This is a genomic window from Chlorobaculum sp. MV4-Y, assembly GCF_025244685.1.
Lineage (GTDB): Bacteria > Bacteroidota > Chlorobiia > Chlorobiales > Chlorobiaceae > Chlorobaculum.
This window is the reverse complement of sequence record NZ_CP104202.1, coordinates 416,636-435,499: the sequence shown is the minus strand read 5'-3', so window position 1 is coordinate 435,499 and position 18,864 is coordinate 416,636. Positions and strand designations below refer to the sequence as shown.

The following is an 18,864-nucleotide window of genomic DNA, read 5'->3' as shown; positions in this document are numbered from 1 at the left end:
AGCACGACCGATCCCCATGCCCACACCTGCCAAATTTGCGGAGAAAAAAGCCCTCGGAGCTCCGGCGGGCAATCGTCGTCCGCCCCGTCGTCTCGAAAATCATCCGGAAAAAAACGGAAGCTGGGATGAAAACAGCTGGTTCTGCCTGAACGACCTGCAACAGTACCAGCACCTGTATGTTAGAATCGCTGCTGGAGGAGGAGAAAGGCGAGCTGACGGAACTTGCAAAAGAGGTGATCGAAGGGCTGCGCAAGCACGAAATTTTGTCAGCAAACCCCGACATCAAGTTCAACAAAAACCTGACCCTGGGCCAGCGCCTCGCCGACAACATCGCCGAATTCGGCGGAAGCTGGAAATTCATCATCATCATCATCTTCGCCATCTTCATCTTCGCGTGGATGACGATCAACGTCGTGGCGGTCTTCGCCAAACCCTTCGACCCCTACCCCTTCATCCTGCTCAACCTCGAGCTCTCGACCCTCGCCGCCCTCCAGGCCCCGGTCATCATGATGAACCAAAACCGCCAGGAAGAGCGCGACCGCCAACAGGCGATCTATGACTACAAAGTCAACCTCAAAGCTGAACTCGAAATCCGCCAGCTCCACCAGAAAGTAGATCACCTGCTCTCAAAGCAATGGGAACGCTTGGTCGAAATTCAGGAGATTCAGATGGAGCTGATTAACAAGCTGCGGGGAAGGTAATAGCTTTTCTTCTGGGACTATTGAGACTGTTAGAGCTTCTGGAGAAAAGAAGATAATTCGCACGATATATTCCGAAATTTTCCCACGAATCCCAAGTACCCTAACAGTCCCAATCTTCTCCCTCACATAAACTCTTCGAAATAATCGAGGTCTTTGTGGAACGTCTCCTCCAGCGCAGCGAGCGAAACGAACGCGGCAACCATGCAGATAGCTCCGACGATGATCGCGCCGCCTTCGAGACCGAACCGGCCCCTGGTGAACTGGAACAGCATCGTGATGGGCACCACCATGCCGCGCACGAAGTTCGGCACAGTCGTGGCTACTGTTGCCCGGAGATTGGTGCCGAACTGTTCGGCAGCAACCGTCACAAATATGGCCCAATATCCACCTGAAAAACCGAGAATAAACGAAACGGCGTAGAAGAATTCCGGTGTCGCCTCCCGCTGAAGAAAGTAGAGCGCGATTGAAACAATATTCAGAAACAGAAAAACCAGCACTGCCTTTTTGCGGCTCTTCAGCACCTGGCTCAACAAACCACTGCTCAAGTCGCCGAAGACCAGGCCGAGGTAGCAGAACATCACCGCATTTCCCGCCGACACCGCCCCTTTGATACCGAGAGCTGTTGCGAATTCGGGCGAGAAGGTGATGAGCACACCGACGACGAACCAGATCGGCACTCCGATGAGGATCGAGTGCAGGTAGCGGAAAAAGCGGTCACGGCTGGTAAAGAGCGCCAGCAGATTGCCTTTGCTGACCGCCGCCTTGTTCTCCATAGTCTGGAACATGCCCGACTCGGAGACCCGGAACCGCGCCACCAGCAGCAAAAGGCCGAGACCGCCGCCGATGAAAAAGGCCGTGCGCCAGTCGTAGTGGGTCGCGACGGCGTTGGCCAGAATCGCACCGGTGACGCCGATCGAGGCGACCAGCATGGTGCCGTAGCCGCGCACCTTCGTATGCAGAATCTCCGAAACCAGCGTGATACCCGCCCCCAGCTCTCCGGCCAGGCCTACGCCCGCGATGAAACGCAGCACCGCGTAAGCCTCAAGCGAGCTCACCATGCCGTTAGCGATATTGGCCAGCGAGTAGATGAGGATCGAACCGAACATGATCTTCAGCCGCCCCTTCACGTCGCCGAGCCAGCCCCACAGAATGCCGCCAAGAAGCATGCCGATCATCTGCATGTTGAGCAGAAAGACGCCGTAATCGATCAGCGCCTTGCCTTCGAGGCCGAACGCCTTGAGGCTCGGCACACGGACGATGCTGAAGAGCACGAGATCATAAATATCGACGAAATAACCGAGAGCGGCCACGATAACCGGAAGAGAAAAAACATCACGAATGCTCGCGTGGGATTGTTCCTGCATAAGAGGAGAATAGATAAATGGTTGACGAAGCAAAACGGAAAATAAAATCTTTTCGAGGATATAACCTGATGCAAGAAATTCCGGAATTTATCAGCCGGACTTGCGATGTAAGCCAACCGGAATCAACGCCGTTTTGCTCACGCTTTATATCAATTTTTGTAATAAAAAATATAGATTGCACTTGCTATTTACACTCAAAAGGCCCTGAACCATATCGGCAAATAAGCACCATCAGTGATCGCAGTTCAATGGTAACCGTTTATCAAGCAGTGGCGCCAATCTATCACCATGCCTGAAAATCTGCATACATCGATGCCATCCGCTGTATTCGGGACATCACTCTCTTTTGATACAAGCCAGAAACCCGGGACAACGGATTTCAACACCTTGGCGTCGGTCACTGAGCTGTATGACGCAATTCCGGCCTCAATCCTCATCATCGATGAACGGATGCACCTGATCGGCTGGAACCGCTTTTCGCGCGACACGATTAACGGCCTGTCCGATCATGAAATGGCCAGCGTCAACCCGCTAAAGCGGGTGCATCCCGATGACCTTCCCGAGATGATCCGGAAAGCGCGTGATATCATCGATCTCGATATCGAGGAAACTGGCGAGTTCAGAATGTACCACAAAAGCGGGCCACCCTACAAATGGGCGACGTTCCGCGGCAAACGGGCCATCATCGCGGGGCAGCCCTGCGTGGTAGCGGTTGTCACTGAAATAACCGAAATCAAAGAGGTTGAAGAGCAGCAAAAAAAGTTACAGGAGCAGCTTTTGCAGTTCCAGAAAATGGAACTTGTCGGCCAGCTTGCCGGCGGCATCGCGCACGATTTCAACAACGCGCTTGCAGCCATCATCGGCAACACGGAACTGGCGCTCAAAAAGCTTGACCCCTCCAACCCCGTTGTCCAGAACATCAGTGACATCCACAAGCTCGCGCTCCGTTCGGCGGACCTTACCCGCCAGTTGCTCGCCTTTGCGCGCAAGCAGGTGGCAATGCCTCGGGTGTTCAACCTGACCAAAGAGGTTTCGGACTGCCTTCACCTGTACCAGCGGCTCATCGACAAGAACATCCATCTCGAATGGCATCTTTGCGACGAGCCGATCCAGGTAAAGTTCGACCCCACGCAGCTCGAACAGATTCTCTCCAACCTGCTCGTCAACGCGCGTGACGCCATCGATGGGAGTGGATGCATCACAGTCAGATGCGGAAGCGCACGATTCGAGCCGTCCGATGGCAAAACCTGCACTCCCAGGCTCTCACCTGGGGATTATGCAAAACTGTCGGTCACCGATAATGGCTGCGGCATTGAAGCCAGCGTCTTGCCCCACATTTACGAACCTTTCTTCACCACCAAGGAGGTCGGCAAAGGCACCGGACTGGGCCTTTCGTCGGTCTATGGCATCGTGAGGCAGAACAACGGTCATATCGAGTGCCACTCCGAACCCGGCAAGGGTACGACCTTCGATATCTGGTTCCCACTGCATCAGGAACCGCAACAGAAAACAGGCATCCCTGCTGATAAACCGCAAACTGAACTAAAGACAAAAGCGAAGATCATGGTAGTCGAGGACGAGCCCTACATTCTCAAACTGGTGCAGGATATTCTCGAAAGCCATGAATTCACGGTCTTCACGGCAACTGACGCTGACGAGTGCCTGCTCGCCGCCAAAACCTACGAGTACCGGATCGATCTGCTGGTAACCGACGTGATACTGCCGACGATGAACGGCATCGAGCTGAGCCGGGTACTCCAGAAAAAAAATCCGGCCATGAAATGCCTGTTCATGTCAGCCCACGCTCCGGATAACGTCAATGGTCAGAAAAAGCTCAGGGTTGGAGTGGATTTTATCCAGAAGCCGTTCGGCATCGAAGATTTCCTCCGTGCGATCGACCAGGTGCTGAACAGTAAAGTCGAAAAGATTTGAGGAGCTTGCCAGCCTTTGCCGATCACTTCTCAACGTTGACGTGCTTCAGAACGCCTGAAACATCTGCTTCCACCGCATGAGCACGGTCGAAGCACTGCACCTTGGTCAGTGCGTTCGGCACCGCGATGCAGCGCAGCCCGGCGGCTAACGCTGAATCGAGCCCGCGCCGCGAATCCTCTACGGCCAGGCATCGCTCCGGCTCGACGCCGAGCATCTCCATCGCCTTGAGATAAGGTTCGGGATGAGGTTTCGGGTTGCTGATTTCGTCATCGGTCACAATCACCTCGAAATGATCGAGCAGTCCATTATTGCCGTGCATCAGCAGCACCTTGTCGCGCGGACTGCCCGTCACCATGGCAAGGCGTACGCTGCCCGACAGAGCCTCAATGGTTTCGCGAACCTTCGGCATGAGTGGTACGGAATGGCGCAAACGCTGTACAAACGCCTCGTTGCGCCGGTCGAGCAGCGAAGGAATCAGCTCCGGCGCAAGTCCGAGTTCAGCGGCAATCTGATAGCTGTGTTTGGCATTGCCGAGGTACTCAATGCCCCAGAATTCTTCATCGATATGCAAACCGGCTTCGGCAAAAAAAGTGCGCGTCAGCTCGAAAAACACCGCCTCGCTGTCCACCAAAAGCCCGTCATTATCCCACAAAATCGCTTCGATCATAAAAGTTCGTTACACCGTTGACAGTCACTTGAAACACCCCCGATACAGCCGCCAAAATCGCATCGCCACTTGGCGGATATCACGATCAGCGAAGAGTGCGAGCACCTGACGTGGCGTCAGGCGCGGATTGTTACGCATCAGTTCGTTGCGGTAGAGCAGACGCATGAGCGCGTCCATCGAGAGCGAAAAGGCTGCATCGACCACCTTGTCGAGACTCACCACAGGGAACGCCGTCAGCTCGCCGGATGCAACCTTGCGCAGCTTCAGTACCCGCCGGTCGCCCTCCTGCTCGACGACGAAGTCGATCCGCTGGCCTGACGCCGCGTGCGCCAGGCACACGCCAATCGGCTCTTTGAGAGGCGATGGAGGCGGCGTTCTGGTGTAGTCGAGCCCCGGATTGGTGCCGAGCCACAGCTCAAACGCTTCGAAAACAATCTGCGAAGCCGCCTTGCGGTCGAGCGTCTTGTTGACCTTCAGCAAAAAAACGAGCTGGAACAAATCCTTCAGGAACGTGAGCAGCACGCCGCGATTGTCGTCGCGCTTGAGCACGGAGCGGTAGTCGCAGAAGGCCACGTTGCAATAGACCATCATGCGCATGATGTCGCGGTTCTCCATGTGCGCCGTGCGGATCACCGGCACGAAGTTGTTGTACAGGTCCCAGTCGAACGAAGTGATATTGTTCTCGCGAGCGTACTCGTCAAAAATCCGGGTGCCGGGATAGGGAGTCATCGCCATGAAGAGCGTCTGGCGCAGACCGAGCGCACGAGCGAATTTCGGGTAAGGCATCGTGTCTTCGACGCTCTCCGCATAGTGCCCAACGATGAAGTACCCCTCGGAGCCAACGCCGAACTTGTTCAGAAGGTTGATCGCCGTGGTCACCTCGTCGAGCGAGTTCTCCTTGTTCATCAGTTCGAGCGTCTTCGGGTTCGGGCTCTCGATGCCGAGGCCAACCTTGTTCAGCCCGATCTTGCGCAGCTTCGGCAGAATGCGCTCGGCGCGAATCACATCCTTGGCCCGCGTTTCGGTGACGATTCTGAAGTTGATCAGCCCACGCTCGATCATCAGGTCGCAGATTTTCTCGACCCGCTTGATGTTGGTCAGAAAATTCGCGTCCCAGATTTTGAGCAGCTTCTTCTTTTTGCGGTCGTGCAGTTGGGCGATCTCCTCGACCACATTCTCCGCCGTCCGCCCCCGCCAGTGCTTGTGCATCTTGTCGTTCGCGCAGAACGAGCAGACCCACGGGCAACCGCGCGAGGTGTAGATCGTGTCGATGGTGTAGTCGCTGCTCTTCTCACCGAAGCGCTCGGGCCGGATCGACCGCAACGGAAAGCGGATCGAATCCACATCCTTGATCAGCTCGCGCATTCCGGTATGGACGAACGCGCCGTTCTCCTTCCAGGCAAGCCCCTTGACCTCGCGCGACGGCCCTTTTTCGACCAGCTCGCGGAAGGTCGCTTCGCCTTCGCCGATCACCACCAGATCGACGCACCCGAGATCGAGCACCTCTTCGGGCAGCGCGGTCGGGTGGAACCCGCCCATCACCACCGTCACACCGTGCTTCGCCGCGATTCGCGCCAGCCGCTCCGCATTGTTGAACGCGCCGGTCATCGAAGAGATAGCGACCAGATCGAACGAACGCTCTTTCAGCAACCGCTCGAAGCTCTCAAAAATCCCGTCGTTATAATAGTTCTCCGGCATCGCCATGCGCTCGACGACATCCTCGACAGCTGCGGCCAGATAGCAGACGCCGATGCAATCACTGATATACCTTGGAAACGGCGTAACAATCGCCTGCGGAGCCTCGACAAAGCAGATGTTCCTGTAATACGCCATAAAGTGGGATTGCTTCCGGATTGGGTTCAGATGTCCGAACAGGACAGGATGGTGATGCGATGACCCACCGACTGGTGAATACACCGCATAATGCTGGAATATACGTGATTTGGGTGATAAAGAACCAAGTCCCGCCAACATTACATCTCAAACCGTAACCGTCAGATGGCACCGTTCAGCAAACGCCAGGCTCTGTTCAACCAAGTGTGTAAACGGTCGTCATCAAACGGGAAGCCGTCCTTCGAATTTAATGGAAAACTGGTTGATCACAGCGCCCCGGTTGCCAAGCGGCATGGTCCATTTCTTGGCAATGTTCTGCATAGCCAGGATTTTTTCATCGAATCCCTTGAAGCGCGTCTGGCGTTTCGGAATCGGTTGCGGCTCGAAAGTGCTGTTGCGGTCACGCGGCGGGTTGATTTCGAGTTGATCGTGGTCAACGATGATCGTTTTGCTGCCATGACCGTTACGGCTGTTGCCGCTCTTTGGAACGCTCGGGGTGTACCTGGCATAGCCGAGATGCTCGTCCAGTTCGCCCTCAAGCACTGTTTCGATCAGGCGCTTTTTGAGCTGCTCGATCAGCTCGCTTTGGCGGTCTGGAATCTTGTCTTTCTTTCTGGTCACAGTTTTGCTCCTTGTTTCATGAGAGGAATCTATGACCGTTTACACACTTTATCTCACAGACCCAATAATTCTTTTGTTCTATCATAAAAATCCGTCGTGAAGTTGATAGCAAAAAAAGCTGCCCCGGCAAACAACACCGGAGCAGCTTCGATAGGCAAGCTATCCAGTCAATCCCCCATCAATTCCCATACACTATCTTACACCCAATAAACCGGATAATGCCGCTTCGGATTTGTCGATAGATTGTTCACCAACAGCGCGACCAGCATCATGATCACTGCCCCCAAGAGCACCGGATACAAAACGTACGCATAGCCAAGCTGGTGGATTTTTTCTCCGCCGATAACGGCGATCAGGGCAGTTGCGCCGCCAGGCGGATGCAGCGTGCGGGTGAAATGCATCGCCACGATGGCCAGCGACACTGCCATTGCGCTGGCGAGAAGCGGGTCTTTGACAAGCATGGAAATCGTGACGCCGACTATAGCAGAAATAAAGTGACCGCCGACAATGTTGCGCGGTTGCGAGAAATCGGCCATTGGCGCGCCATAAACCAGAACAGCGGATGCGCCGAAAGAGCCGATCAGAAACACGTTATTCACGCCTGCAAGACCGGTATATTTTCCAATCAGGGCAACGAGATAGATACCGGCAAAAGCGCCAATCCACGACCAGATAATCTTGCTCACCGGTTTTCGCGGCGGACAAACGCCGGTCGGTTTCATCCGGTCAAAATAGTGCTTCATCGTTCATCACTTTTTAAGAGTAATCCGAGGCCAAATTCAGTCAACACATAAGAAAAGAGGCTGCATTGGCGCAGCCCCTCCTCGTCTTGTTTCATCGATCAGACCAGTATTCGCAAGTCCAATGCAACAATAATCAATGCCCAGCCATCATCGCTTCAACATCAGCTTCAACGGTGTCAATACCTTTGATGCCGAACGTCTGCACCAGCGCCGCAGTAACGTTCGGGGTCAGGAACTCCGGAAGTGTTGGGCCGAGGCGGATGCCTTTGACGCCGAGGTAGAGCAAGGCAAGCAGCACGGTGACCGCTTTCTGTTCGTACCAGGCGATGTCGTAGGAGATCGGCAGGTCGTTGATGTTCTCCAGTCCGAACACCTCCTTGAGCTTGAGGGCGATCACGGCCAGCGAGTAGCTATCGTTGCACTGACCAGCGTCGAGCACGCGCGGGATGCCGCCGATGTCGCCGAGCGCGAGCTTGTTGTAACGGTACTTGGCGCAACCAGCGGTAAGGATCACCGTGTCGTTGGGCAGCGCTGAGGCTACGTCGGTGTAGTACTGGCGCGAGCTGTGGCGTCCGTCGCAGCCAGCCATCACCACGAAACGTTTGATCGCGCCGGACTTGACCGCATCAACCACCTTGTCGGCCAGCGCCAGCACCTGGCTGTGAGCGAAGCCGCCGACGATCTCGCCGTTCTCGATCTCGACCGGAGCCTTGCAGGTTTTGGCAAGCTCGATAATCTCGGAGAAGTCCTTGCTGCCACCTTCGGGACGCGCCGGAATGTGCTTCAGGCCGGGATAGCCCGCCATGCCGGTGGTGAACATGCGGCCACGATAGGACTCGCGAACCGGCACAATGCAGTTGGTGGTCATGAGTATCGGTCCGTTAAAGCTCTCAAACTCGCGATCCTGCGACCACCAGGAGTTACCGTAGTTGCCGACGAAATGCGCGTACTTTTTGAAGGCCGGGTAGTAGTGCGCCGGAAGCATTTCGCAGTGGGTGTACACATCCACGCCGGTGCCTTCGGTCTGCTTGAGCAGGTCTTCCATGTCGCGCAGGTCGTGGCCGGAGATGAGGATGCCCGGACGGCTTCCGACGCCGGTTTTGACCATGGTGATCTCCGGGTTGCCGTAGGTTTCGGTGTTGGCCTTGTCGAGCAGGGCCATCGCCTTGACGGCGGTCGCGCCGCACTCCACCACGAGGCCAAGCAGCTCATCGGCCAACAGCTCTTTTGCAAGTGCAGAAAGCCCCTTGACATAGAAAGCGTAGATGTCGTCGTCATTGTAGCCGAGCACGGCGGCGTGATCGGTGTAGGCGGCCAGGCCCTTGATGCCGTAGAGCAAAAGGCTCTTGAGCGAGCGAAGATCGGGATCTGCGCTCAGGCTGTCGATGCTGCACGCCATCGCCTTGCCGAGGAACTCCTCGCGGGTGCTGCCGCTCCAGGTCGCGGCGTCGTGCGCCGGAGTCTTGCCGGTGAGCGCCTTGATCTCGTCGCGAATGGCGAGCGCCTTGTTGATCTGCTCAACGATAGCCTCATCGTCGAAGTTGGTGTTGGTGACAGTCACGAACAGGCACTCGCTGATGAACCGGCCGTACTTCCGGTCAATCGGCCCTTCGAGCGCCTCGGCGCAGAGAGCAATGCCCTCGGTAGCGTAGACGAGCGTGTCCTGGAGTGCGGCGGTCACATCATCCTTGCCACACACGCCACGGACGTTACAGCCCGTTCCCTTGATGCTCTCCTGGCATTGATCGCAATGCATAGACATAGTGTATCTCCTTACTTTTCTGTTGTTTGTTTGTTCAAGTCCGGTGACAGAATGCTCGCCAGCCGTCTGTCGGCTGCACTACCCTCCCTGTCACCAATTCTTTCTTTCGCCAGCGCCCGCTGCATGAGCGCCGCTTTCACGATGGATTTGCGGGGCCGTGCCTCGATCACCGCACTGAAGTCTTCGATTGCCCCTTCGTAATCGCCGGTTTCGGCGCGAATAATGCCGCGATTGCCATACGCGATGATTCTCTCGCGGAATCGCAACCCGAGCTTGATCGCCATCGTCAGGTCACCCAGCGCTCCTTCGAGATCGCCAGACGCACTCCGGACTCCCGCCCGGTTGCTCCAGGCGTCGGCGTTGACCGGGTCAACTTCGATCAGGCGGCTAATCTCCTCCTCCGACCCGCGCCAGGCTCCAAGTGCGTCCTTCAGCATCTCACACCCACTCCTCACTCAGGGTGTCGCCCTGCACGCCGATGACAATCTTTTTGACCGGAACTTTGCGCGAAGCTTTCCGCGACGCCTCCTCGACAATCGAAAGCAGCCCTCCGCAGCATGGAACCTCCATGATCGCCACGGCGATGGTGTTGATGCGCGCATGGCCGATCATGGCTGCAAGTTTTTCCACGTAAACATCGAGACCGCTGTCAAGCTTCGGGCAGGCAACTGCGAGGGTCTTGCCGCGCAGAAGCCGGTTGTGAAAATCGCCTGCCGCGAATGCCACGCAGTCGGCGGCAAGAAGCAGGTCGGAGCCCTCGAAATAGGGCGCGATCGGCGAAACCAGGTGCAACTGCACCGGCCACTGGCGAAGCTCGCTTGGTGCATGAACCGCGTCCCCAACCGCTGATGCCGGTGAAGCCTGCGCACTTCCGTTCGCTGGACGGAAATCCATTATTTTACTGCCGGGACATCCTCCCCCGTGATGCGCATGTGCCGGCTGTGCCGCGGCCTGCTCAAGCGGGTTCGGTATCCCCTGCTCTTCGAGATATGCCAGCGCTTCACGCAGGTAATCCTTGGCGCCGTGATCGCGCAGATGGCGCAGGTGCGCCGCGATGACGTTCGGCCCGGCCTTCACGATGCTCTCGGCCATCACGCGCCGCTCGTCGTACGGCTCAGCCTCGCGCGTCTCGACCCGCATCGCGCCGGTCGGGCAGTGGCCGATACAGGCGCCGAGGCCATCGCAAAAGAGGTCGCTCACCAGCCGCGCCTTGCCGTCGATCACCTGAAGCGCACCTTCTGGGCAGGCCGGAATGCAGTCGCCGCACCCGGTGCATTTTTTCTCATCTATGGTTATGATCTGCCGTTTCATACTGTCTCCTGTTGTTCTGCCTTTCGGCTCCTGTCTATTGACTCGACCGCTCTCAAGTCGTCGATCAGCTTGCCGATGCTCACTGCTGAAAACTCTTTGTTCACCATTTTTTCGATGCGCATGATCTCGTGGCGCAGCACGCAGTTGGCACGATTCGAGCAGAGCTGCTTGCGGAACATGCACTCCGAGAGCTGCACCTTGCCCTGAAAGATTTCGATCACCTCGGCCACGGCAATCAAGCCCGGCTCCTTCGCCAGCCTCACGCCGCCGCCCGCGCCCTCTTTGGACTCCACCAGCCCGCTGCGGATCAGCTCCTGAAGGATGCGACGCAGGAACTGGTAGGGAATTACCTGCTCGTCGGAGATTGCCTTGGCCGAAACCCACCCATCGGGCTTCATACCGAGTGAGATCAGCGCCCGGACGGCGTAGTCTGTTTCTTTGTTGAGTACTTTCATAAGTGCCTAATTTCTGATACTAATTTAGTATCAGTTAATGAAAATGCAAACAGAATCGGAAAAATTCCTATCTGATTCTTTTTCCTGAAAAAATTTTCGATGCCTGGCAAGGAGTCTGAACGGCTTCGATTTCTGGACAGGGCGGCGTATATTTTTAACTGGTTGCTCGCTTTAGGCCAAACCTGAAACTTGTAGAAGCCCCTCTCTTTTCTTTCACACGGCCAGCATCACAGGCCACAAACCGGAACACCATGCTTCAACTGGAGACAGCCGGATACAAGACGCTCGGCCAGCTTCGCTCACAAGGCGAGTTCCCGCCGCGATGGTCGAAGATCGAAGAGCTTGAGCGGCTCACCGACAGCTTCATGGAGCGCTTCCGCCAGGAGCGCTTTGAAGTATCGAAGGAGCTGGGGGCGGGATTCGTCGTCTCCGAACTGATTGAACAGATGGTCAGAACCGGTGAGCGCGAACACATGGATGACGAAACGAAGCCCGGCGACGAACGGCTTGAATCGGTCAGGGCGCTTGACCGGATGAACCGGATGACACTCGCATACGAGCATCAGTGCGACCTGCTCATGCCGCTCATCGAGGAACTTGGGCGCGCCGGAAAACCGGTCAGCATTCTCGAACTGGCTGCCGGATCGGGCGGATTGACTTTCGCACTCGCCGAACGGGTGCTGAAGGCGGGCATCAACGTCAGGATCACTGCCTCGGACATCGTGCCAGCAATGATTGACGAAGGCAACCGGCAGGCAGCAGAGCGAAGCCTTCCCGTCAGCTTCAGGCGGCTAAACGCGTTCGATTTCGAGGGAATCGAACGCGGCTCCGTCGATCTCGTGCTCATTTCGCAAAGCTTGCACCACTTCACCCCCGGCCAGCTCGCGCTCATGATCGCCCAGGCGCAGCGGCATGGCGCAGCGGCGTTCGTGGGCCTCGACGGGTTCCGCAGCCTGCTGCTCATCGGCGGCGTACCGCTGGTGGCCAGTCTTCAGGGCATCGGCGAGTTCACACTCGACGGCTTGACCTCGGCCCGGAAATTTTATTCCGGAATTGAACTCGACATTATCGCCGCCATCGCCACGGGCAAGGAAGCGCATCGGGTGAGCTGCTCCTGGCCCATGACCGTGCTGCATGTTCCGCTGAAGCCACCCGCCACGGGCCATGATTGGTAAAGCGAGGTAAAGGTTTTACTTTCATGTTATCGAACAGCTGACTTTTTCCCGGTCACAACTCACAAAAGGAGAATTTGTCCATGAAAATCGGCAAAGTATTGGCAGTGGTTCTGGTCGTTCTTATTCTGATTCAGCTCATCCCCGGACCAAGCCACGAGAATCCACCGGTCACCGGCACCCCCAAATGGGACAGCCCCCGGACGGAGGAACTCTTCAAGCGATCCTGCGCCAACTGCCACTCCAACGAAACCATCTGGCCCTGGTACAGCACCGTCGCTCCGTTGTCGTGGATCATCAACCTCGACGTCAGCGTAGGCCGGTCGAAATTCAACGTCTCCGAATGGGGACGGTCCGGCAAAAACGATGGCGATGAAGCTGCCGGCGAACTCAGAAACGGCAAGATGCCACCGTGGTTTTACATGCCAGCGCATCCCGAGGCAAAGCTGACCGCCGCCGAAAAGGATGAACTGGTCAAGGGCCTGGCAGCGACCTTCGGCGACGAAAGCGCGGAAAAAGAAAAGAAAGAAGAGAAATAACACCGACACGGCACTTTCATAACAGCCGGGTTGCTGTCACGCAGCCCGGCATGAAAGCTCCAGCGGCAGGAATCCGGAAGTTTGCGCTATTTACAAAATGACAAGGGTGTCAACCCCTATGATCAATGCCTGATTTTTCGTACGAAGAACCGAAGCTTACGACCGGCAGAAACTATCCGATCCATCTTCTTCTTTTTGTCGCGACCCTGTTGACCACGACCTGGGCCGGAGCGATCTGGACAGGCATCTCCCCTTCCATGACAAGCAGGGCCGGATTTATCGCCGCACTCAAAACAGGCGTGCCGTTTTCGCTCTCCCTGCTCGCATTCCTGAGCGTGCACGAGTTCGGCCACTTTTTCGCCACCGTGAAGCATCGAATCAGTGCTACGCTGCCCTACTACATTCCTCTTCCGCCGTTGCCGTTTTTCATGAGCATCGGCACCCTTGGCGCTGTCATCCGCATCAAGGAGCCGATCCGGAGCCGCCAGGCGCTCTTCGATATTGGCGCAGCAGGACCGCTTGCCGGATTCACGGTCGCGCTTGCTCTTCTCATCTACGGCTTCCTGCACCTGCCGCCTGCGGAGTATATCTATTCGATACATCCGGAGTACCGGTCGATGGGCAGCATTCCGGCCGCGCCAACGGGTACTTTGTATCTCGGCAAGAATCTGCTCTTCATCATGCTTGAAAAGATCATCCAGCCGAAGGGACTACCGCCGATGTATGAACTCTACCACTATCCGTTTCTTTTTGCCGGATGGCTCGCCTGTTTCGTCACCGCGCTGAACCTCCTCCCAGTCGGCCAGCTCGATGGCGGGCACGTCATCTACGCCATGTTCGGCAGCGAGGGACACCGGAAAATCTCGAAGTTTTTCCTCGCCTGTATCACCATCATCGGCGCTCCGTCGTTCATCATCGGTTTGCTCGAACTGATCAATCCAGCACTTGTTTTTCCGGTACCGGAACTGCTGCTCCGCTGGTCATGGCCGGGCTGGATCATCTGGGCCTTCATCCTGCGCCGTTTCCTCGGCACGAAGCACCCACAGGCGGGCAGCGACCGCCCCTTGTCGCCAGGACGGATGATCGCCGGATGGGCCTGCATCGCTGTTTTCATCCTGACCTTCACACCGGTGCCATTCGCAATCAGTTAAGCTTTTCGTGATAAACCATAATCCAACAAACAAAAGCCGTTTCCGGCTGAACTGCGCAGGCACGATGCTCAACCTTTCGGCGCGTCCGGCCATCATGGGTATCATCAACCTCACGCCCGATTCGTTTTTCGACGGCGGCACTTACGGGAAAGCCGGTGAGACAGCACAGCTCGAACGCGCCCTCGAATCAGCACTGGCGATGGTAGGGGCGGGCGCGGATATTATCGACGTGGGCGGCGAATCGACGCGCCCCGGTTCAGCACCGGTCAGCGCGGAGGAGGAGATACGGCGAACCATTCCCTTCATCGAACTGCTCCGCCGTCACAGCGACGTGCTGATCTCGATCGACACCTGGAAGTCGGAAGTGGCCGCTGAAGCACTGCGGGCCGAAGCGAACATCGTCAACGACATTTCGGGCTTCAGCTTCGATCCGAACATGCCGAAGGTGTGCGCGAAGCACTCCTGTGGCGTGGTGCTGATGCACACTCCGGCGAAGCCGGACATGCTCCGCTGGAGCCATGATACCGGTGCGGAAAACGAGGAGGTGATGCTTCGAGTGACCCGTTTCCTGCGCCATTCCATCGACATTGCCAGGAAGCACGGCATTGAGGCAATCATCGTCGATCCTGGCCTCGGCTTCGGCAAAACCGTCGAGGAGAACTACCGCCTGCTCGCCCAGCTCGACGAGCTGCACGAGCTCGGCTGCCCGGTGCTGGCCGGAGTGTCGCGCAAGTCGTTCCTCGGCCAGGCGATCAGGCGCCCCGGCCAAGACGCGCCGCCGCCCTCGGAGCGCCTCTTCGCCACCATCAGCGCCAACACCATCGCGCTCCTGAACGGCGCGGACATCCTGCGCGTCCACGACGTCGAAGCGGCGGCAGAGGTCCGCGCCGTAGTGCTCGCAACCCGCAGCGCTTCAGGCGGCATGGCGTAACCGCTTCGTTGCCCGATTCGTCGATTTTTTGTTAACTTTCGTCCGGCTGCCGCAAATACCGGCTTGCCGAAAGACGATGTCTGTTGCTGCATCGTCGTTCTTTCGGAGACCGCTAACACCCCGTTCATGTACCTGTCGAAAATCGAGCTTTTCGGTTTCAAAAGCTTTGCGCATAAGGTCAGAATTCACTTCGACAAAGGACTGACGGCCATCGTCGGCCCGAACGGGTGCGGCAAGACCAACGTGGTCGATGCCATCCGGTGGGTGCTCGGCGAGCAGAAATCGATGCTCCTCAGGTCGCCGAAGATGGAGAGCATCATCTTCAACGGCACCAAGCGCCTCAAACCCCACAGCTTCACCGAGGTCTCCATAACCATCGAGAACACCCGCAACGTCCTGCCGACCGAGTACACCGAGGTGACGGTGACGCGCCGCCTCTACCGCAACGGCGACAGCGACTACCTGCTCAACATGGTACCCTGCCGCCTCAAGGACATTCTCGACCTCTTCGCCGACACCGGCATGGGCAGCGATGCCTACTCGGTAATCGAGCTGAAGATGATCGAGGAGATCATCAGCAACAAAAGCGAAGAGCGGCTCCGGCTCTTCGAGGAGGCCGCAGGCATCACACGCTACAAGCAGCGCCGCAAGCAGACCTTCCGCCAGCTCGAAAGCGCCTCGCGCGATCTGGCCCGCGTGGATGACGTGCTCGCCGAGGTGGAAAAAAAGGTGCGCAACCTCCGTTTGCAGGTACGCAAGGCCGAGCGGCTCAAGGAGATCCGGGAGGAGCTTCGCACGCTCGACCTGACGCTCTCGGCCATTTCGATGGACGAGCATTTGCAGAAGCTCAAGCCGCTGCTCGATTCCATCGCCGCCGAGGAGCGCCAGAGCCACGAGCTGTCGGCCACCATTGCAAAACTCGACAGCGCGCATCAGGAGTCCGAACTGCGCCAGCTTGAACTCGAACGCAAGCTTGCTGACGACCAGAAGGAGTTCAACGCCTCGAACCAGCTCGCGCACACGCTCGAAAAGCAGCTCCTGCAACATCAGGAAAAACAGAAAAACTTGCTGCAAACCATCGACCGCCTCAACCATTCGATAGCTGACAAGGGTCGCAAGCGGCTCGAACAGGAGGCATTGTCAAAAGAGCTGTCGGAGCAACGGACGCCGCTGGAGGAGACGTGCGCCACGCGGCTCGCCGGTTTCGAGCAACTGAAGGAGCAGCAGGCCAAGCTGAACACGGCGCTCGATGCCAGCCGTCAGGCACTGCAACAGAAACGCCGCGCCGTGGCTGAACTCCAGAAATCACTCAACGCCCTGAACCTGACGCGCCAGTCGCTCCGCACCCGCAAGGAGCATCTCGAAGGTTCGGTGCAGCGCCTCGACCAGCGCAAGCGCGATCTGGAACGCTCGATGGAGCAGTCGGAGCCGGAGCGCCGCCGCACGTCAGAGGTCATCGAAGAGAAAAAATCGCCCTTGCAGAGCTGAAAAAAGAGGAGGAGCGGCTCGTTGCGCTGAAGGCGAGCATCACCGAGCAGGGTGAGAAAAAGAAGGAGGAACTGCTTTCGCTCAAGGGCGAGTACAACCATCTGAACAATCAGATCATCCTTTGCAACTCGATCCTCGAAAAGTTCGAAGGGCTGCCGGAGGGGGTGGCCTTCCTCGAAAAGCAGCGCGATGGTAAACCGGGACTCGGCTGCCTCTCCGACCTGATCTCCGTCCGGGAAGATGACAAAAAAGCGCTCAACGCCGCCCTCGGTGAGAGCCTCGGCTACTACCTCTGCCGCAACCTCGACGAGGCCAGGCTCGCTGTATCGAACCTTACAAAAGCCGACAAAGGCAAGGTGCACTTCCTGATTCTTGACCTCATTGACGGCGGTGCACAGATCGATTATCCCAAAATCGAGGGCGCGCGTCGGGCCATTGAGCTGGTCGAGGTTCCGGCGGAGCTGTCGAAAGCCGTAAATTTGCTGTTGCAGCAAAGCTACATCGTGGCCGATCTCGACACCGCCGAGCGGCTGGCGGAGCACCATCCCGAGGTACTCTTCATCACCGAAAAGGGCGAAAAGTTCACCCGCCGTGGCGTGCTCTACGGTGGCAGCGCGAAGGGCGGCGAGAGCGTCAGGCTCGGGAAAAAAGCCGAGCGCGACCGGTTGCAGAAGCAGATGACCGCCATGGCGGCAACCATCGCTGAGGCGGAAAACGCGCTCACGGCGCTCCGCAAGGAGTTCAGCGCCATCGACACCGAGCGCGCGAAACGCGCCGCCGCATCGATCAGCCAGGAGATTTCGGCGCTCGAAAAACGCCTCGCGCGGCTCGAAGCCGAGGAGCGCTCCGGCGCGGATCAGATCGCCCATGCCGACCGGGAGCGGGCCGCGCTGATCGCCTCTATCCAAGGCGTACTCGACGAACTGGAGAAAACACAGCCCGAAACCCTGCGCCTCGAAGCGGAGATTGAAGCCGGTCAGCAGAAGGTGAACGCCATGCAGGAGGAGCTTTCCGCCGGGGAGAGTCGCAGCCGGGCGCTGCATGCGGAGCTTCAGGCGCAGCAGGGCCGCTACCGCGACGCGCAGCTCGACCTCGAAAAGCACGGCTTCCGGGCGAGCGCCTGCCAGCAGACGATCATCACGCTCAGCGACGAGATCGAGGGAATGCAGCGCCAGATCGCGCGAGCGGAAAAAGAGGTTGCCGAACTCGGCCAGTCAATCGCCCAGGCAACGGCTGAGCACGAAAAGGCCGTGCTCGTCTCAGCGCGCCAGCAGGAGGCGCTGAACGAGCTTGAAACAATCTGCCGCGACCTCCAGGCACGCAACCACGACGCCCTCTCGAACCTGCGCGATCTGCGCCGCAAGCACGACCTTTCGCAGCAGATGCTCTCCGAGTTCGGCAACCGCAAGGCAAAGCTCGAACAGGAGATCGCCCACTTGCAGGCAACGGTGATGGAGCGCTACGGCGTTGAACTCGAAATGATGCCCGCGCACACGCCAGAGGGCTTCGACATTGCCGCATCACGGGAACGTCTCGCCTACCTGCAGAAACAGCGTGAGCAGTTCGGCGGCGTCAACGAGCTGGCGCTGGAGGAGTACGAAAGCGAAAAGGAGCGGCTCGACTTCCTGACCACGCAGAAAGAGGATCTGGTCAACGCCGAGGCGCAGCTCAGGGAGACCATAGAGGAGATCAACCGCACGGCGCTCGAAAAATTCGAGGAGACTTTCGCCGAGGTCAGAAAAAATTTCATCCGGATTTTCCACGACCTGTTCGACCCCGAAGACGAGGTCGATCTTCTGATCCATTCGGATGAAGATCCGCTCGAAGCGCATATCGAGATCGTCGCCAAACCGCGAGGCAAAAAGCCACTCGCCATCGAGCAGCTCAGTGGCGGCGAGAAGGCGCTGACGGCGCTCTCGCTGCTTTTCGCGATCTACCTCGTCAAGCCGAGTCCCTTCTGCATCCTCGACGAAGTCGATGCACCGCTCGACGACGCCAACGTCGGAAGATTTGTGAAACTCCTGAAAAAATTTGAGAATAACACCCAATTTATTATCGTTACGCACAACAAAAAGAGCATGGCATCCTGCCAGGCGCTCTACGGCGTCACGATGGAAGAGGAAGGAGTATCGAAACTCATTCCGGTGAAGATTGAAAAAGCTCGTTCTGAAGAAGAGTCTGTAGCCTGAAGATA

Annotated in this window: 18 protein-coding genes; 9 read left to right on the top strand and 9 right to left on the bottom strand. The window is 57.4% G+C overall.

Features of this window, described 5'->3' with window-relative positions:
- The first annotated feature begins 176 nt into the window (after nt 1-176).
- The gene (locus NY406_RS02100; RefSeq protein ID WP_260535079.1) at nt 177-701 is read left to right on the top strand and encodes a DUF1003 domain-containing protein; all 525 of its coding nucleotides are present in this window, start codon (nt 177-179) and stop codon (nt 699-701) included.
- A gap of 122 nt (nt 702-823) precedes the next feature.
- On the opposite strand, the gene NY406_RS02095 is transcribed toward NY406_RS02100, so the two are convergent.
- A complete protein-coding gene (locus NY406_RS02095) occupies nt 824-2,065 on the bottom strand; it encodes an MFS transporter (RefSeq protein ID WP_260535077.1) in 1,242 nt (413 codons plus the stop codon).
- Nucleotides 2,066-2,082: 17 nt separating this feature from the next.
- Here NY406_RS02095 and NY406_RS02090 point away from each other — a divergent pair, with 17 nt between their 5' ends.
- Together NY406_RS02090 and NY406_RS02085 are read left to right on the top strand one after the other, a co-directional pair.
- Entirely contained in the window at nt 2,083-2,361 is a 279-nt protein-coding gene (locus NY406_RS02090; RefSeq protein WP_260535075.1) for a hypothetical protein, read from the top strand.
- A 91-nt stretch (nt 2,362-2,452) separates the two neighbouring features.
- On the top strand, nt 2,453-3,997 hold the full coding sequence (locus tag NY406_RS02085; protein WP_260535073.1) for a PAS domain-containing sensor histidine kinase: 1,545 nt from the start codon (nt 2,453-2,455) through the stop codon (nt 3,995-3,997).
- A 22-nt stretch (nt 3,998-4,019) separates the two neighbouring features.
- Here NY406_RS02085 and NY406_RS02080 read toward each other — a convergent pair whose 3' ends face one another.
- The 8 genes from NY406_RS02080 to NY406_RS02045 form a co-directional block, all read right to left on the bottom strand.
- Nucleotides 4,020-4,664 (bottom strand): HAD family hydrolase, encoded by a 645-nt coding sequence (locus NY406_RS02080; RefSeq protein WP_260535071.1) that lies wholly within the window; start codon nt 4,662-4,664, stop codon nt 4,020-4,022.
- A 24-nt stretch (nt 4,665-4,688) separates the two neighbouring features.
- Nucleotides 4,689-6,497, bottom strand: coding sequence for a B12-binding domain-containing radical SAM protein (locus tag NY406_RS02075; RefSeq protein WP_260535069.1), 1,809 nt, complete (start codon nt 6,495-6,497; stop codon nt 4,689-4,691).
- Nucleotides 6,498-6,719: 222 nt separating this feature from the next.
- Nucleotides 6,720-7,118 (bottom strand): transposase, encoded by a 399-nt coding sequence (locus NY406_RS02070; protein ID WP_260535067.1) that lies wholly within the window; start codon nt 7,116-7,118, stop codon nt 6,720-6,722.
- Nucleotides 7,119-7,315: 197 nt separating this feature from the next.
- Entirely contained in the window at nt 7,316-7,861 is a 546-nt protein-coding gene (locus NY406_RS02065; protein ID WP_260535065.1) for an HPP family protein, read from the bottom strand.
- Between the two features lie 133 nt (nt 7,862-7,994).
- Entirely contained in the window at nt 7,995-9,623 is a 1,629-nt protein-coding gene (gene hcp, locus NY406_RS02060) for a hydroxylamine reductase (RefSeq protein WP_260535063.1), read from the bottom strand.
- Between the two features lie 11 nt (nt 9,624-9,634).
- The gene (locus tag NY406_RS02055; protein ID WP_260535061.1) at nt 9,635-10,060 is read right to left on the bottom strand and encodes a tetratricopeptide repeat protein; all 426 of its coding nucleotides are present in this window, start codon (nt 10,058-10,060) and stop codon (nt 9,635-9,637) included.
- Nucleotide 10,061: 1 nt separating this feature from the next.
- A complete protein-coding gene (locus NY406_RS02050; RefSeq protein WP_260535059.1) occupies nt 10,062-10,934 on the bottom strand; it encodes an ATP-binding protein in 873 nt (290 codons plus the stop codon).
- Nucleotides 10,931-11,389, bottom strand: a complete 459-nt coding sequence (locus tag NY406_RS02045; protein WP_260535057.1) for an Rrf2 family transcriptional regulator — start codon at nt 11,387-11,389, stop codon at nt 10,931-10,933. The genes NY406_RS02050 and NY406_RS02045 overlap by 4 nt, the downstream gene beginning before the upstream one ends.
- A 251-nt stretch (nt 11,390-11,640) precedes the next feature.
- On the opposite strand from NY406_RS02045, the gene NY406_RS02040 reads away from it, so the two are divergent.
- From NY406_RS02040 to smc, 6 genes are all read left to right on the top strand, one after another.
- Nucleotides 11,641-12,564 (top strand): class I SAM-dependent methyltransferase, encoded by a 924-nt coding sequence (locus NY406_RS02040; protein WP_260535055.1) that lies wholly within the window; start codon nt 11,641-11,643, stop codon nt 12,562-12,564.
- Between the two features lie 80 nt (nt 12,565-12,644).
- Nucleotides 12,645-13,100 (top strand): heme-binding domain-containing protein, encoded by a 456-nt coding sequence (locus NY406_RS02035; protein WP_260535053.1) that lies wholly within the window; start codon nt 12,645-12,647, stop codon nt 13,098-13,100.
- 125 nt (nt 13,101-13,225) lie between these two features.
- Entirely contained in the window at nt 13,226-14,251 is a 1,026-nt protein-coding gene (locus tag NY406_RS02030) for a site-2 protease family protein (RefSeq protein ID WP_260535051.1), read from the top strand.
- 64 nt (nt 14,252-14,315) lie between these two features.
- Nucleotides 14,316-15,182 (top strand): dihydropteroate synthase, encoded by an 867-nt coding sequence (gene folP / locus NY406_RS02025; RefSeq protein WP_260633725.1) that lies wholly within the window; start codon nt 14,316-14,318, stop codon nt 15,180-15,182.
- Between the two features lie 63 nt (nt 15,183-15,245).
- Nucleotides 15,246-16,670, top strand: a complete 1,425-nt coding sequence (locus NY406_RS11170; RefSeq protein ID WP_317618660.1) for an AAA family ATPase — start codon at nt 15,246-15,248, stop codon at nt 16,668-16,670.
- Nucleotides 16,652-18,859, top strand: a complete 2,208-nt coding sequence (smc, locus tag NY406_RS11165; protein WP_317618673.1) for a chromosome segregation protein SMC — start codon at nt 16,652-16,654, stop codon at nt 18,857-18,859. The genes NY406_RS11170 and smc overlap by 19 nt, the downstream gene beginning before the upstream one ends.
- The last annotated feature ends 5 nt before the right edge of the window (nt 18,860-18,864 follow it).

Bases quoted from the DNA above. Each gene is read 5' to 3' on its own strand.
- NY406_RS02100 (WP_260535079.1), top strand. From the start codon at position 177: ATGTTAGAATCGCTGCTGGAGGAGGAGAAAGGCGAGCTGACGGAACTT.
- NY406_RS02095 (WP_260535077.1), bottom strand. From the start codon at position 2,065: ATGCAGGAACAATCCCACGCGAGCATTCGTGATGTTTTTTCTCTTCCG.
- NY406_RS02090 (WP_260535075.1), top strand. From the start codon at position 2,083: ATGGTTGACGAAGCAAAACGGAAAATAAAATCTTTTCGAGGATATAAC.
- NY406_RS02080 (WP_260535071.1), bottom strand. From the start codon at position 4,664: ATGATCGAAGCGATTTTGTGGGATAATGACGGGCTTTTGGTGGACAGC.
- NY406_RS02075 (WP_260535069.1), bottom strand. From the start codon at position 6,497: ATGGCGTATTACAGGAACATCTGCTTTGTCGAGGCTCCGCAGGCGATT.
- NY406_RS02065 (WP_260535065.1), bottom strand. From the start codon at position 7,861: ATGAAGCACTATTTTGACCGGATGAAACCGACCGGCGTTTGTCCGCCG.
- hcp (WP_260535063.1), bottom strand. From the start codon at position 9,623: ATGTCTATGCATTGCGATCAATGCCAGGAGAGCATCAAGGGAACGGGC.
- NY406_RS02055 (WP_260535061.1), bottom strand. From the start codon at position 10,060: ATGCTGAAGGACGCACTTGGAGCCTGGCGCGGGTCGGAGGAGGAGATT.
- NY406_RS02050 (WP_260535059.1), bottom strand. From the start codon at position 10,934: ATGAAACGGCAGATCATAACCATAGATGAGAAAAAATGCACCGGGTGC.
- NY406_RS02045 (WP_260535057.1), bottom strand. From the start codon at position 11,389: ATGAAAGTACTCAACAAAGAAACAGACTACGCCGTCCGGGCGCTGATC.
- NY406_RS02040 (WP_260535055.1), top strand. From the start codon at position 11,641: ATGCTTCAACTGGAGACAGCCGGATACAAGACGCTCGGCCAGCTTCGC.
- NY406_RS02035 (WP_260535053.1), top strand. From the start codon at position 12,645: ATGAAAATCGGCAAAGTATTGGCAGTGGTTCTGGTCGTTCTTATTCTG.
- NY406_RS02030 (WP_260535051.1), top strand. From the start codon at position 13,226: ATGCCTGATTTTTCGTACGAAGAACCGAAGCTTACGACCGGCAGAAAC.
- folP (WP_260633725.1), top strand. From the start codon at position 14,316: ATGCTCAACCTTTCGGCGCGTCCGGCCATCATGGGTATCATCAACCTC.